The 15,337-nt window shown below is 62.2% G+C and carries 11 protein-coding genes; 7 read left to right on the top strand and 4 right to left on the bottom strand.

All coding sequences use genetic code 11. The features are described 5' to 3' along the window. From JQK88_RS09080 to JQK88_RS09100, 5 genes are read left to right on the top strand one after another with little or no spacing between them, the layout of a single operon-like run. Positions 1 to 999: an NAD-dependent epimerase/dehydratase family protein gene (locus tag JQK88_RS09080; RefSeq protein WP_203278104.1), complete on the top strand. Its 999-nt coding sequence runs from the start codon at positions 1 to 3 to the stop codon at positions 997 to 999. After that, positions 996 to 1,820, top strand: coding sequence for an MBL fold metallo-hydrolase (locus JQK88_RS09085; protein WP_203278105.1), 825 nt, complete (start codon positions 996 to 998; stop codon positions 1,818 to 1,820). The genes JQK88_RS09080 and JQK88_RS09085 overlap by 4 nt, the downstream gene beginning before the upstream one ends. Next, positions 1,817 to 3,073 (top strand): F390 synthetase-related protein, encoded by a 1,257-nt coding sequence (locus JQK88_RS09090; RefSeq protein ID WP_203278106.1) that lies wholly within the window; start codon positions 1,817 to 1,819, stop codon positions 3,071 to 3,073. The genes JQK88_RS09085 and JQK88_RS09090 overlap by 4 nt, the downstream gene beginning before the upstream one ends. Then, on the top strand, positions 3,070 to 4,203 hold the full coding sequence (locus tag JQK88_RS09095; protein ID WP_312037251.1) for a GNAT family N-acetyltransferase: 1,134 nt from the start codon (positions 3,070 to 3,072) through the stop codon (positions 4,201 to 4,203). The genes JQK88_RS09090 and JQK88_RS09095 overlap by 4 nt, the downstream gene beginning before the upstream one ends. A 41-nt stretch (positions 4,204 to 4,244) precedes the next feature. Beyond that, positions 4,245 to 5,204 carry a Rieske 2Fe-2S domain-containing protein gene (locus JQK88_RS09100; protein WP_312037256.1) on the top strand — a complete coding sequence of 320 codons (960 nt, stop codon included), beginning with the start codon at positions 4,245 to 4,247 and terminating at the stop codon, positions 5,202 to 5,204. 218 nt (positions 5,205 to 5,422) lie between these two features. Here the strand turns inward: JQK88_RS09100 and JQK88_RS09105 are convergent, their stop codons facing one another. Continuing rightward, complete coding sequence (locus tag JQK88_RS09105; RefSeq protein WP_203278109.1) at positions 5,423 to 6,580, bottom strand: ATP-grasp domain-containing protein; 1,158 nt, start codon at positions 6,578 to 6,580, stop codon at positions 5,423 to 5,425. 144 nt (positions 6,581 to 6,724) lie between these two features. After that, positions 6,725 to 10,000, bottom strand: a complete 3,276-nt coding sequence (locus JQK88_RS09110; protein ID WP_203278110.1) for a DUF6212 domain-containing protein — start codon at positions 9,998 to 10,000, stop codon at positions 6,725 to 6,727. Between the two features lie 156 nt (positions 10,001 to 10,156). Between JQK88_RS09110 and JQK88_RS09115 the strand changes: the two genes are divergently transcribed. Next, positions 10,157 to 11,170 (top strand): glycosyltransferase family 2 protein, encoded by a 1,014-nt coding sequence (locus JQK88_RS09115; protein WP_203278111.1) that lies wholly within the window; start codon positions 10,157 to 10,159, stop codon positions 11,168 to 11,170. A gap of 37 nt (positions 11,171 to 11,207) precedes the next feature. Here JQK88_RS09115 and JQK88_RS09120 read toward each other — a convergent pair whose 3' ends face one another. Both JQK88_RS09120 and JQK88_RS37140 read right to left on the bottom strand, forming a co-directional pair. Beyond that, on the bottom strand, positions 11,208 to 11,495 hold the full coding sequence (locus JQK88_RS09120) for a hypothetical protein (protein WP_192258986.1): 288 nt from the start codon (positions 11,493 to 11,495) through the stop codon (positions 11,208 to 11,210). Between the two features lie 154 nt (positions 11,496 to 11,649). Continuing rightward, positions 11,650 to 14,268 (bottom strand): DUF6212 domain-containing protein, encoded by a 2,619-nt coding sequence (locus JQK88_RS37140; protein ID WP_203278112.1) that lies wholly within the window; start codon positions 14,266 to 14,268, stop codon positions 11,650 to 11,652. 298 nt (positions 14,269 to 14,566) lie between these two features. On the opposite strand from JQK88_RS37140, the gene JQK88_RS09130 reads away from it, so the two are divergent. Continuing rightward, complete coding sequence (locus JQK88_RS09130; protein WP_210328418.1) at positions 14,567 to 15,085, top strand: hypothetical protein; 519 nt, start codon at positions 14,567 to 14,569, stop codon at positions 15,083 to 15,085. The last annotated feature ends 252 nt before the right edge of the window (positions 15,086 to 15,337 follow it).

Below are 15,337 nucleotides of genomic sequence, written 5' to 3' on the forward strand. Positions count from 1 at the left end.
ATGAGACGCGTGCTCGTCACCGGCGCCAGCGGTTTCGTCGGCTCGCATGTCCTGGCGCGGCTGGCGGCAATGGGCACACCGGCGCTCGGCCTTGGCCGCGATGCCGAGCGTTGTGCGGCGCTCGAAGCCGCCGGTCACGAGATCATTCGCCTCGATCTGTCCAAACCGTTCGATGCCGCTGCCGAACACGATCTCGGAAGCCTCGACGCGATCGTCCATTGTGCCGCTCTTTCGGCGCCCTTCGGCAGGCTGGCGGATTTCGAGACGGCCAATGTCGTGGCAACCCGCAACCTTGTCGATTTTGCCCGCCGGCAAGGCGTACGCCGCTTCGTCCATATCTCCAGCCCGACGATCTGTTTTGCCTATCGCGACCAGCTCGGCGTCAGCGAGGACGCCGGCCTGCCGCCGCCGGTCAACCACTATGCTCGCACCAAGCGACAGGCTGAGGAAATCGTTCTGGCCGCGCCTGAAATCGGCCCGGTGCTGCTGCGTCCTCGCGGCCTCTACGGCCCGGGCGACCGCACGCTGCTGCCCCGCCTGCTGCAGGTGGCCCGGCAGCGCCCGCTACCGCTGTTTCGTGACGGCCAGGCGCGCATCGATCTCACCTACATCGATGACGTCGTCGATGCTGTGCTTGCCACCCTGTCCGCTGGCGGCACTGCCGAGGGACAGATCTTCAACGTCTCCAGCGGCGAGGTGGTGCCGGTGCGGCGTATTGCCGAGGCGGCCTGCGCCCGCGCCGGTGTACAGCCACGCTGGCGCAAAATGCCGCTTTTGCCCGCAATGCTGGCAGCCGGGTTAGCGGAGACGGTGGCTGAACTTCTGCCCGGCCGGCCCGAGCCGCCGGTAACGCGCTACGGTCTTGGCCTGTTCGCCTACGCCCAGAGCCTCGACATTGCCAAGGCCCGCCGCATCCTCGGCTGGGCGCCGAAAGTGTCCTTCGAGGAAGGGCTCGATCGGACCTTCGGCGAGGCGGCGGAAAATCGGGGGTTGGCATGAAGATCGTCTTCGCCAACAGCGCCTCTGTCAGTGCGGCCGAGCGCCTGATTTTGCGCGGCGGCAGCTGGGCGAAGGTCAGGCTGCGTGTCCGCTACGGGCTGATCCTGCATCCGCAGTCGCGTCCGGTGCTGATCGACACCGGTTACACGCCGCACGTGACTCAAGGGAGCGAGCGCAGCACCGCGCTGCGTCTCTACAGTGCGATCCTTCGGCCCGAGCTCAACGAAGCCGAGCAGCCGCTGCCGGTTCTGGCGCGCTTCGGCCTGTCGCCGCAGGATGTGCGAACCGTCATTGTTACGCATTTCCATGCCGACCACATGTCGGGCCTGTCGCTGTTTCCCCATGCCCGCTTCATCGCCAATGACGCCGCCTGGGCGCGCGCCAAGGCCAAGACAGCTCGGCAGAATCTGCGCCACGGCGTTTTCAAGGAACTGTTTCCGCCGGATTTCGAGGCACGGCTCGACGGACTGTCGTCGAAGCGACGTGTCGAGCCACGTGGTGATGTGCCCGGCGGTGCCGACCTGTTCGGCGACGGCAGCGTCGTCGCCGTCGATCTTCCCGGCCATGCCGATGGCCAGTTTGGCCTTTTGTTCCCCAATCTGGAGCGGCCGCTGCTCTACGCCGTCGACGTGCAATGGCTGATCGAAGCCCTTGTCGAAAACCGGACGCCCGGTCTGCCGGCAACCCTGCTGGCCGAGGACGCCGCCGCGCTCGATCCGACCAGCGCGACGGTGCGGCGGTTTCTGGCAACTGGCGGCGAGGTCGTGCTTTGCCATGATCCGGCGTTGACGCCCCACGATCTTGCCGGAGAAGGCGCATGAACGGGCCGGCCGAAGCGGTTCGTGCGTTTGCGCTGACGCAATGGCTCTCGCGCAAGAGCCGCGGGAATTTCGAACGCTGGCAGGCGCATGCCTTGCGCCGCTTTCTCGACCGCGACCTGCCGCGCGCTCCGTTCTATGGCAAGCCGCCGCACCATCTCGGCGACCTGCCGGTGATCGACAAGGCGACGGTGATGGCCAATTTCGAGCGCTTCAATATCAATGGCGTCTCAGCCGCCGAAGCCTGGAAGGCGCGGGCCGGCTATGGCCGCATCGGTGAACTGACGGTCGGCGCCAGCACCGGCACGTCGGGCAATCGCGGTCTGTTCGTCATTTCCGAAGCGGAAAAATATCGGTGGCTGGGCACGATCCTGGCCAAGGCCGTGCCCGATCTCATCTGGCGCCGGCAGCGCGTGGCGGTGATCCTGCCGCAGAACACCGGACTCTACGAAAGCGCGCGCAGATCGCGGCGCATCGATCTCGGCTTCTTCGACCTGACGCGCGGGCCGGAGAGCTGGCGTGCGGCACTCGAGGATTTCGCGCCGACAGTCATCATCGCACCGCCGAAAATCCTGCGGCATTTCGCGGTCGAGGGCTTTCGGCTCAAGCCGCAACGCGTCTTTTGCGCAGCAGAAACGCTCGACTCGGTCGACCGCCCGGTCATCGAAACATTCTTCCGGCTGCCACTGGACCAGATCTACATGGCGACGGAAGGGCTGTTCGCCGTCACGTGCCGAAAGGGTGGGCTGCATCTGGCCGAGGATTCGGTGTTCTTCGAGTTCGAACCGGCGGGCGACGGGCTGGTCATGCCGCTGGTCACCGCCTTTCGCCGCCAGACCCAGATCATGGCGCGCTATCGGATGAACGATCTGTTGCGGCTCTCCGAAACTCCATGCCGCTGCGGCTCGCCGCTGCGCATGCTGGATGAGATCGTCGGCCGCATGGACGATGCTTTCCGGCTGGCGTCGCCGCATGGGCAGATTTTTGTGACGCCCGACATCCTGCGCAATGCCGTGCTCAAGGCTGACAGGCGCATCGACGATTTCCGCCTGGTTCAGACGGCTGCCGATGCGATCGAACTCAGCCTCGCGCCCGAGCTTGCCGACGAAGCGGCTACTGCCGCGTATGCAGCGGTGCGGACACTGCTGGCGGGGCGCAAGGCGACGGCGACGATCAGCCTGTTGCGAAAGAATTTGCCGTTGGAGACTGGCCGCAAACTGCGCCGCGTCGAATGCCGGTTGGGAGCGGCGCCGTGAACCGGCCTGACGCATTCCCGCTCGATGAGGCGGACCGGGTGGAGAACAATCCGCGCGAGGTCGAAGCCTTCGTGCGGCTTTTCAACGAAGTGCCCGTGCGCGACCTCGTCCGCAATCTGACGGTGGCCGTCGAGGCTTTCGAGATCGCCGGCCGCTCCTTTCCGCTGACGCTGAACGACAGAAGCGAAGCGCCGAATTGCTATATCTGCTGCCCGTCCAGCGCCTATATCGACTATGCCATCGACGAGACCCGCAATTTCGTCTCCTCGCCCTTGTTGCAAAAGGCGATCCGGATGCTGATCGGCCTATGCGCACCGCTGGTCAGGGCCAGCGGCCTCGACCATCAAGTGCAGGTCAACAACTGGCTCTATTCCACCAATCCGGTGCCGTTGCTCGACCGTAAGACGGTCGCTGCGATCCGAGACGATCTCAAGGTGCGTTTTCCCGACCGTGCTGTTCTCATCCGCTCGCTGAACGAGCTAGCCGATCGCTCGACCATCGCGGCGCTGAAGGCGGAAGGGTTTCGCCTGCTGGCGGCGCGGCAGATCTATATCTTTGCCGACCGCAGTTCGGCCATGACCAACGACATGAAGCGCGACCGCAAGCGGCTGCGCACGACGCCTTTCGAGGAGGTCGGAGATGGAGACTTTACCGAGGCAGACTATGCGCGCTGCGAAGCACTCTACCGCATGCTCTATCTCGACAAATACACGCCGCTCAACCCACATTACACCGCACGCTATATCAGCGAGATGCACCGTCGCGGCATCCTCAAGCTGGCGGGTCTGCGCCGCCCCGGTGGTGAGCTGGTCGCCGTCACCGCTTTGTCGAAAAACGGCAGGACATTGACGCAACCGATCGTCGGCTACGACACCGGCCTGCCGGCGAGCGAAGGCCTCTACCGCATGATGATGGCGCTGGCGCAGGACCATGCCACGGCGCATGGGCTGTTCTTCAACATGAGCGCCGGTGCCGCCGCCTTCAAACGCTTGCGCGGCGCCGTGGCGACGGTGGAATACAACGCCGTCTATGCCGGTCATCTGCCGCGCCGCCAACGCATGGCAGTGCGGATCATGGAGTTTGTGCTCGCGAAGATCGGCATTCCCCTGCTCAGGAGATTTGAACTTTGAGCGAAGCACGGCTGCAAAAAGATAAAGACCATTGGCAGGCTGTGATGCGGTCCGCCGATATCAAAGCCAAGCCGAAGCGCATCCTGTTCGACGGCGCGCCGCTGGTGCTGTTCCGCTCGGCGCAAGGGATCACAGCCCTGTTCGACCGCTGTGCTCACCGCCTGGTCGAACTGTCGACCGGCAAGGTCATTGGCGGCGAGATCGAATGCCCTTACCATGGCTGGCGCTACAATGGGGAAGGGCGATGCACCGCCATCCCCGGCCATGTCGGTGATATCCCGCACTATCGCGTCCGCCGCTACGCCGCCATCGAGCGCGACGGCGTCGTCTTCGTCTCGTCAGGCACGCCCGAAGTCGAGCCCTATCTCCACTGCATGCACGGCAAGGATGTCGTCGTGAAGCGGGTGCGCAGTTCGGCGCAATCGACGGTGCTCGACGCGGCCGAGAACATTCTCGACGCCACCCACACCCACTTCACCCACAAAGGCGTGCTGCGCGGTCTCACCGCAAAGCGCCATCTCGTGCGCGTCGAGGTGACCGGCGGCGAGGGCTGGGTCGAAAGCTGTTACACCGGCGAGGACCGCCAGCAGGGGCTGGTCAGCCGTCTCCTCGAAGGCGAGCGCGCCAGGACCATCGGCCGCTACCGCCATCCAGGCATCGTCGAACTGGAATATTGGGGCAAGGGCGGTCTGGCGCTGGCGACCACTTTCCATCTGCGCCAGGCGGACGAACGGACCGTCGAAGGCGTCGGCTGGCTTATCGGCCCACGCCAGGGCCTGTTCGGCGAGCTCAAGGCGCTGGCCTTCCGGCCGCTCTTTGCCTTCGCGCTACGGCAGGATCGCCGGGTGCTGAAATCGGCCAGCGACAACGCCCTGATACCACCGCAGGTTCAGCCGGCGATCGGCCCGCTGGATTTCCTGCGCCGCGACATCGCGGCGATCATGAACGGCAAGATGCCGCCGGCGGCAGCGGAGCCGAGGGTGTACCAGATCGAGCTTTAGTGCAGGCTCGGCTTAGGTTCGCGCTGCCCCTCATTGCCCTGCCGGGCATTTCTCCCCGTATAGTGACGGGGAGAAAAACGCCATCACCGCCGCTTTCGCCAATCATCAAACGTTGCAAAGGGAGCGCCGAGGTCGCGGTAGCTTCCTTCTCCCCGTCACTATACGGGGAGAAGGTGCCGGCAGGCGGATGAGGGGCGGCGCTAAGCGTTTGGTTGGAGTCACGGAGAGGCCGGCCCGTTCCACTCGATATCCCGTGTCGACGCGGCTTGCAGGCTGATGCGCTGGCGCAGTGCGGTGCCGGCGATCTCGGCTAGTGCGCGCCATTGCGCTTTTCTGCTCGCGGGGTCGCCCGGCCAGTCGAGCAGCTCATCGGCCTCGCGCATAGTTTGGCGGAAGCGGCCAAGGCCGCCCGATCGCAGCGCCGCCGGCAGTCCGTAGATCCACATCGCCAGCCGCACCGTCTGCAGCCTGGCGACATCAGGCTTCACCTCCGGACCGTCGTCCAGCACAGCGTCGGCAAAGCGCTGCGGATCGCGGAAGAAATGCAAGCCGCTCACGGCGCGCGGATTGCACTCCAGCGGCAGCACCGTGCCGTCCTTCTCGCGCATCAGGTCGAAGGAGATCTGGCCTGTCCAGGCGGTGCCGGCGACGAAGATTTCGACAAAGCGCCGGGCAGCCGCATCCTCGACCGGCTCGAAGCAGATACCGGCGCCTTTGCCGGCGCGATAGAGTGACCGATAGAACGCCAGCGCCTTGAGCTTGCCCTCGATCGCCACCGCATAGGCACTGATCTCGTCGCCGGCGATGAAGCGCTGCGCCACCCACGGGGCGGCGGACGAGGGGCGGACGGCGTCGAGTTCGCCCGGCGATGGCCGCAGCAGCACGTCACGGGCGAAACGCGACCACACCGGCTTGAACACCAGCTCGCGCGAATGGCCGCGCACGGTTTCGAGATCGGCATCGCTTTGCAGCAGCGCTGTATCAGGCACGTCGAGGCCGAGGCTTTGCGCCAGCCGGATGAAGGCATGCTTGTTGTGGGCGCGGGAAAGCATCGTCATGTCGGGCGCGAACAGGCGGACCGGCATGGCGCGGTCCTGCCACAGGCGGCCGAGATAGAAGACCTCCTCGCAGGTCGGGATGACCAGTTCCACACCTTCGGTACGGACGAGAGATGCGACGGCCTCTGAATAGGCATCAGTGGCAAAGCGCGGCGGCGGCAGGCGATGGTAGGCGGCGCATGCCGCGCTCGCCGCAGCGATCGGCCGGGCCGGACTGTCGGCCAGGATCACCCGCCGCCCGGCGTCGTGCAACAGCCGCGCCAGATGCAGCGCCACCGGCGCGCGGGCGCCGGTGACCAGCACGGTGCTACCTGCCATCGAAGACCTGCATCAAGCCCGCCCGCCCATCGCCACTCTCTCAATCAGGCTTGCGCGAAATCGGCGGTGTTGACAACGTCCCCGATGCTACCGCACTCAGTGCTTCGACAAGGTAACGTTCCCGCGATCGACGACGCGTGCCTGTCAGTCCCACACCAACAACAACTTGCGCCAGAAAGCATTGGACGGCATCGGCTTCGAACCGCGTGGCAGCCGGATTGCCAGATAGATCGTCAACCACTTGCGATCGATCTCGCGGATCGAAACTTTCAGGTCATGCAGTTCGAAAGGTCTCGAGACGCGCGTCCATCCGGAGAATGACAAGGCGCCGACAGGAGCATCGTGTTTCCACACGAGTTTTTCTTCCTGCCTGCCCAGCGCCATGGCGAACTCGAATGGGGATGCGTCATCGTGAGCGATCTCCACCGTCGCGATGACACTTCTGGCAAAGGCCGGAAAGGCCGAATTGAGGGCGGCAACAACCGGGCCATGCGTGTTCGGCCGCAGGAATATGCCGCCATTGTCACCGGCGATGAGCAGCGTCGGCAGCTCGGACGGATAGTCCGTCACAAGCGTCGCACGCTTCATCTCATCATTGGTCATTCGACGCATGCGTTGGCGCTGTTGCGGTGCGTTGAGGCGCGGGCGCCGCGCGTCGGTCGAAACGACATGGCGGATATGGACGCTCGAAAAGCCGCCAAGTACGCGCGCGTCCGGGCGGCTGCCGCCGCATTTGACTGCAAACAGCAAATCGCGTCGGCCGGTTGCCGGCGAACTGACGGTCGCCCTTATCTCACGCGCCTCGTGCTGTCGGCTGACATCGGCCCAACCGCTCCCGCTCTCATCCTCGAGCAGCTGGGCGAGATTGCTGAAGGTCTGGTTTTCTGCGTCCACGATCGCGAGCTGAAACTGCGCAGAGCCCGTCAGCTCCTCGTCGAGGTAAACCCAACAACTCGCGCTTATGGCGCCCGGCGGGCAGACGCCTTTCAGCAAAGCCATGGTGACATTGCTGCCCTTGGCTTCGAGGAACAACTGGTCCGGCGATTGTTCGACATAGCTCAACAGGTCCGGATCGGCATCCGGATACGAACTGACATGAGCCAGGCGCATGGGCTCGGCGGATAGATACTGCTCGCGGTAAAGTGAGGAATGCAACTCCGGCACGGTCTCTTCGGTCGCCGCGTTGAGTATTTCAACCACACCCAGGGCGAAGTCGGTTCGTCCTGCATGGGCGAGAAGCGAAATTGCGGTATCCGCCCTGCCTTCGCGTGCCGCGATCTCGGCCAGCAACTGCATTGCGTCCGCGGTATTGGCGGGACCCGTACTCAATCTGAGATACCGCTCGTCGTTGACGCGCAGCTCCAAATTCCAGAGGTTGAGCTCCTTCTCATGATTGTCGGTGTTCGAGCTGATGCCGAGCTGCACGAACATGTCCGTTTTCGCGAATCTATGCTTTCGAAAGACAGCGATGATCGGCTTGCGATTCCTCAGCCACTCGGCATTTCGATTCATGCCCGTCGGTGCCGACCGGTACCAATAGAGCGGCTCCGGGACGGGGACGATCTCCAGACCTGCCAGGTCCGCGCGAAGGAAAAACTCCCAATCGCTTGCGGAAAACCCCCGCTCTTCGTTCAGGTAACCTATCTTGTCGAACACCTCACGCCGGAACATCGCATTGGCATCGCCATACGGATTGTTGAGCAAGGCGATGTCCGTAGGTCCGCCGACCGGGAAGTAAAGCATGTATCCGCTCTTGGTGTCCGGCGGCACGAAGGGCTCGTTGAGCCACTTGGCGAAGGTCGTGCAGATATCGGCGCCGGACTTTTGCATGCCGGCGACGAACGTATTGACGGCGTTCGGGAACAGCACGTTGTCGTCGTCCAGGAACAGGATCAGTGAACCCTTGGCGGCGCGGATTCCCGTGTTGCGTGCCTTGCCGAGAAAGCCGTTCTTCTTCCGGATGATTCGCCAGCCTCGCTGCTCGAACTCCGGTTCGACCTCCGCCAACAATTGGATTGCATCTGGATCGGTGCTGCCGTCATCGACGACGATCAATTCAATGTTGGGATAGTCCTGGCGTCGAACCGAGGCAATCGCCTGGGGCAACAGGCGCGCCCGGTTGTAGTGCGCCGTTATGATCGAAACGAGCGGTGGTCGGCTCCGGCTGCGACTGGAGACCTTACCGGGTTCACGGGAGAATTTTGCATGCAGCCTGCTCCAGGCTTTCTCGCGCGCGTCCCGTTTTTGCAGGGGCTTTGCCGGACCAAACGATGGGCTTTCCAGCACAGACGCAATTTTGGCCGCGACGGCGGAAGCGGACGCCTCCATCATGACGGCGTCAGCCGACTTCGGATGGAGAAGGTCACGTATGCTGCCGACATCTGTCGCGACGAACGGAATCTCTTCGTCGAGGCACGTCATCACTTCCAGCGGAAGCTGAGCCGCTGAGTGTGTCATCGCCACCAGCGCATGACGCTGGCGCAGGTATCTGTAGATATCAGGCTCATCGCGAATGGGCAGGAGCTTCAATTTGAACGGCCATTGCCGCGCACGCCGAACGATCATGCCGCCCGAATGCTCGCCCAGGACATGACCGAACGCGCCGACAACCGTCACTGTCAGATCGGTGACGCCGCTGTCGGCCAGACGATCGAGCGCATCGCAGAACAGCGTCAGTCCATCACGCGCCTCTGTGCCTGAGAAATGAACCACTTCGGCCGTGGGCCGCTCTCGCGGCCTGTAGTGATCGACAGCGAAGTTCGAACGCCACTCCTCCGGCTCGAGAGGCGCAGCAATGTGACGGCTGGTGGGCAGCTTCCATGCCGCCTTGGCCATCCAGTCGAGCAGCGACTGGCCAGCGATGACAAGATGGTCGCACATTTCGGCCGACATCTTTTCCATATGCGCGACGGTCATCTGCTCCTTTCGTTCGACCGCCCGGGAATTGGCTTCCAGCTTCCACATAAGCGGCTCATGCGCGAGCACGACGATCGCGGGAGGGTCGGGAAAGACTCCTGTGCGCTTCGCAAGGTTAGAGAAATGCGCCAGTCCGCCTTCAAGCGCAAAATAGACGATGTCGAATGCATTGTGCTTGAGGTAGTGGTAGACAGCCAATGAGTTCTTGTCGCTGGAATCCATGCCGCGCAGCAACTCCGGCGACGGCGGCAGCAATTCGAGCCGCACCAGGAAATTGTCGAAGCACCATTTGCGTAGCCTGGCGATTTCCTGATCATCGGGCTGGCTGCCGAGCGGGCTCGGCGCCCAAAGCAGCGTCACGGTGTCACCGGTTCCCGCCAGATGCTGCGCCAGCGCGTAGGTCACCGACCCGTGATCGCCAGTCACCGTCGAGCCGAACTCAACCTCCGAAACGACACACACATTGCGAGGCTTCTGGCTTGCCTGTCGCTTACCCTTGGGCATAGCGCCTGCCTTGGAACCAACGCTCAATGAGTCCCCCTTGTCAGCCCGCTTCGCTCGAAACAGTCTTGCCAACAGTTGGATAATACTTTGATAATCGTCTCGCGGGGCTCACCTTACCGCACCTGCCTTTCGCGTAACAGGTTTGATGACGTTCGGATGGTTGAACTTCGATCCCCAAAACATCTCGCGCGACTGGACGACCGGCCGATTGACGTGACCGGAGGTGAGATCTTGTGCTTTGTCGGACTGCGCAACGAAGCGACACTGCTACCGCAACTTCTCGACCATTACCGCGGCCTCGGCGTCGATCGGTTCTTCTTCCTGGACAATGGTTCCACGGACGGGACGCGTGAACTGATCCTGGAGCAGCCGGACAGCCACTGCTTCCACACGGAAGGATCGCATTTCTCTGAAAACATCGATCCGCCGCGATGGATCAACACGCTCATGAATGTGTTCGGCACCGGCCATTGGTGCCTTTCGATCGACGCTGACGAGCTTCTCGTCTATCCCGATTTTGAGCGAGCGAACCTGCGGCAGCTTTGCAGCTATCTCGATTCGACCGGTGCGGACGCCGTGATAGGCTCCATGATCGACATGTATGCCGACGGTCCGTTGGCCGAATACAGCTATGATGGCACGATCCCGCTTGTTGAAGCTTCACCCTACTTTGACCCGGAGCCAGGGTGGCTGCGCACCCGCGACGGTATGTATCCACCGGAGCAGATGTTCGGTGGCGTGAGGGAACGGGTCTTCTGGCACGGCCGGTTCAAGCAAACCTTTCCCCCGTGCCTGACAAAGGTGCCGATCGTAAAATGGGGGCGGGGCACGCATTATCACGTCGCACAGCACACGATCAGCAAGGTCCGATTCAGCGAACTGCGCGTCGCATTGCTGCACTTCAAATTCGTCTGGGGATTTCGCCAGAAATCAGCGTCGTCTCTGAGTGAAAATGCGCAACTCAAGGAAAAGACACTTGAGGAGCGCGCCGCCTACATGGAAGCCCTGGAGCGCGATCCGAAACTGGCGCTCCGTGACCATAGGTCTGTCCGCTATCGCGGAGACGCCGCGCAACTCGTGGAACTCGGCTGGATGAAAACTTCGGATCGCTATGCCGGATTCGTGTCAACCCTGGCCATACCGCATCAGCACATCGACGAGGCCACCTGATGTACCCGAACTGTTGAAGGAAAAATCCGGCCGATGCTTATCCGCCGTAGCGGTTGCCACCATCACCAGGGTTTCCGTCCCCACCTTCTGGCCCAAACTGGGACAGACTGTTGAGAGCAAGCGCCTTGCAGGCTGACGGAGCATTCGGGTAACGGTGCAGATAGTCCTCAAGCGCCTCGATGGTGCCGGTTTTGAGGGCCTGCTCGCAGGCAAGCTCGGCTTCCTGGACGCCAACGTCGGTCCTCGCCTGCGCCGCGCCAGTGAAAGCGACGCTTAACCCAAGCAGACTAAGTCCGCCCAAAAGCAACGAATGAATCTTGCGCATAACGCACCCCACACACAAAATAACCCACTGAAATATTAGCATCTATTAATGTTTTGTCAACCATTTCGGCAAGGTTGAGGAAACGTGGTTAACGCGAGCAATTGATCGAACCTGGGCCTCGCTGGCACTCGGGGATTTCCCGGGGCCGGCGCCGCTAATCGCTGAACAGTGCCAGCTTGCGGAAGAACGCATTGGTCGGAAAACCATTGGACGTTGCGGTGAAACGAACGGCGAGAACGATTGAAAGCGGGGTCTTCCGTCGTGCGCGAAGCGCTGCCGCCAAGGGATGACGCACGAATCTGTCTTCGATGCTCATCCAGCCTGAAAAGGCGATCGTTTGCGCGCCGATGTCCTGTTGCCAATCTATGGTTTGATCGGGTCGAGCAAGGGCGAGAGCAAATTCTATCGCCGGCGCGTCGGCATGAGCGATTTCGACGACTGCTTCCACCTTCCGGAAGAAGGCTGGAAATTGATGGTCAAGCAATGCAGCGACCGCGCCATCCACATGCGGACGCAAGAACAACCCGCCGTCATCCGGTGCGACAAGCAGCAGCGGAAGAGCCGAGACGCGCGGTGTAAGCAACCGTGCGCTCCTTAGTATGTCGTAGTCGAGGATGATCGAACTGCCGCCGACATCAGGACTGTACGGGGCATTGTGGTGCGTGGCGGCGGGGCGTCCAAGCAAGGTGGCAGCCGTATCGGGGCGACCGATCGACCCGGCAATGCTCGCAAGCTTCTCTATGGCCGCATCGCTGTTCGGTTCGATGTCGCACAGCTCCAGATATTTTCGATTGCGGGGGATATATTTCAGGTTTTCGCGGGCGCTTTCAATTTCGGACCGCTGCGTGTTCTGGGCGACGGCCAAATGATGCAGCAGGCGGACGTCATCAGGTTGGCTCGACCTGAACGCCTCCAGGACGGGAAGCCGGTTGTCGTACCAGTTCGACGTCCGAAACATTCCATCCGGTTTCGAGCGATACCAGTATAGCGGCTTTGGAATCGTCCTGATCTTGAGACCTGCGAGAGAGGCTCGCGCAAGGAACTCCCAGTCGTGCATGGCGTAGCCGGGCTTTTCGATCAGGAACCCGATCTGCGAGAACACAGATCGGCGCATCATCGCATTCGCGTCACCGTAGACGTTGTGGATCAGGCCGAGCGCGTCGGGACCACCCAGTGGCAGGTACTGGATCAGCCCGTCGGCGCGATGTTCGGGCACCAAATCCTCGTAGAAGATCAGTTGGAACGCAGTGCAGATGTCAGCGCCCGATGTTGCCATCGCACGCACGAAATGATCGACGGCCTCCGCAAACAGCGCGTTGTCATCGTCGACGAACAGGATCAGCTCGCCTTGCGAAGCGCGGATGCCGGCGTTTCGCGCCGCGCCGAGATGCTCGTGCGGTCGGCGCAGGATCTTCCATCCGCGCTGACGGAAGGCCGGTTCCAGCGTATCCAGCAATCGCCTGGCTTCGTCCAGGTCGCTTCCGTCGTCCACCAGAACCAGTTCCAGGTGAGCGTAGGTTTGCGCCTCGATCGCCGCGATTGCCTGTTTCAGATAGCGCGGCCGGTTGCGATGAGCCATGACGACAGAGACCAGTGGTGACGACCCGACACTTTTGTCGACGCGCCTGCGTTTGGCCGGCGTCGGCAAATTGCGCGTATCCAGCCAGGATTGCCGACATTGGCGCAGCCTGTCGACAGGCAGTGGGCGAGGCGGGTCATTGAGCGCCGCCGAAATCGCTTGCGCCAACGCGGCAGCGTCAGGATCGACCAGCCGCGGTTGCCTCGCCTGCACATTCCAGCTCTCGGCGTTCGCGTCGACATTGGTCGCAACAAAAGGCAGTCCCGCCTCGATACAAGCGGCAACAGTGGCGCCCGTCGATGCGGCGCGGACGGGGATGACGGCAAGTGCGCCGGTCCGCGCGACGTAGTCGAGCTTTGCGGCGGGGCTTGCGTGCGCCAACAGGTTGAGCTTGAACGGCCACCGCTCGGCGCGTCTCAGAAGCAGTCCACCGCTGTGCTCGCCCATGATCTTTCCGAATGGGCCGAATGCGGTGACCGTCAGCCCTTCGGGCGCCGCTGGCGCGATGATGTCGAGCGCGTCGCAAAGCAGCGTCAGGCCATCGCGGAAGCGCCACCCGGCCAGGACGGCAAGTTCTCTGGCGCTTGTCGTCACAACGGACGGCCGCGCTCCGGCCCGACCGAGACGATCCTGCAACGGCAACATCGGCGTCACTATCGCCTTCTTCACCTTCCAGCCCTTCGACAACATCCACATTCGCAAGGCGGCCGACGCACAGATCGTCCTGTTCGCCATCTCGGCGCAGTATTTCTCCATGTAGGCGACGGCAATCGCCTCGGTGCTGTCCATGAAGGCCTTGTCGGCTTCATGTTCCCATTCTTCTGGAGCGTGGGCGACGACCACGATCGACGGCGCGGCAAAGGCCGCAGTCTCGACCGCCAGCAGCGTGTAGAAAGCTAACCCACCCTCAAGCGGCGCGTAGACCAAATCGTGGCCGGACCGTTCGAGGTAATGCAGCACAGCGGCGGACCGGCTCTCGGGCGTCGTCAGCGAAGGTAGCAACTGATCGGACTTATCGAGAATTTCCAGTCGCACCGAGGCCGCCTCCAGGTCGCGGTGGCGTGCTGCCTCCTCCGCTGGGGCATTCCTGCCTGGAACCCACAGCAGGGTGACGTCGTCGCCATCTTCGGCGAAAAGCCTGGCCAGTTCGGCCATGGCGCCGTCTTCGCCACCATGATCGATTGCATTTGTCACGACGCAGACGCGGCGAGGCTTGCTTTCCTTTGACGGCCTCCGCTCCGTCCCACCAACGGCCATCCGATTTCCTCTGATCCAATTCCACCGAGTGCGCTCCGCAGCACAGTCGATCTGCAACGATGCCCGCGCCGCGTTTACGTTTCAGTGATCATCCTTCTGCGCCATTGGTAAACCAAATCGTCAATCAGGTCCTAAAACGGCTGCACAATCAATCAACTGATACAACTTTAGCGACACAGAATATTCAATCTTTACGGCTCCCAGCTAGTCATTGACGGCATAGCAGGAGGCGCAGATGAAAACGATAGTGAAGTTTCTCGGTGCGCTCGGTTTGATGGGCGCACTGGTCTCGGCAAGCTCCGCGGGAGAATTGCTGCGACCGCGCATCAGCCTGGGGACGGCCAACGTCAAGACGATCAGTGGCGATCGCGGTGGCTATGTGATCGACTATGCCATCCGTGCGCTGAAAATGCGCCGCAGCGGCACCTTTGTGCGGTTCAACGGTTCGTGTGACTCGGCCTGCACGCTTTATCTGTCGATGCCCAGGAGCAAGGTGTGCATCACGCGGAATGCTTCGTTCGGCTTTCACCTGCCATATGGCGTTTCTGCGCGGGGCAATCAGGTGGCCGCTAATTTCATGATGAAAAACTACCCTGGCTGGGTTCGCGGTTGGATCGCCAAGCGGGGTGGGCTGAAGAGTTCCATCGCGAAGATGACATACGCGGATGCGAGCCGCTTTCTGCCGACGTGTCCTTCCGAACAGCGGGGCATGACAGTTGCGAGCCTGAGCCCGACGCGTCTGCGTGGCGGCTGATTGCTGACGCAGTACTGAAACATCACGACGGCGGGTGCTCGACAGCGCCCGCCGTCGCCGATTCATACGGCGGATGCACAGTTGGTTGAACAGCTCACTTGCCCAAAACGCATCGCCGTTCAACGCGTTCGGTTAACCAGGTCTCAAGAGACTTGGTTAACCCAAACTTGATTTTGTTGACTCTTTTTTAGCGCAAGTCGATTCTGCGGATGGGGGTTTGAAGGCTGTCGGCCGTGGTTGAGCCGAAGCGCA

The organism is Mesorhizobium caraganae (assembly GCF_016836705.1).
Taxonomy (GTDB): domain Bacteria; phylum Pseudomonadota; class Alphaproteobacteria; order Rhizobiales; family Rhizobiaceae; genus Mesorhizobium; species Mesorhizobium caraganae.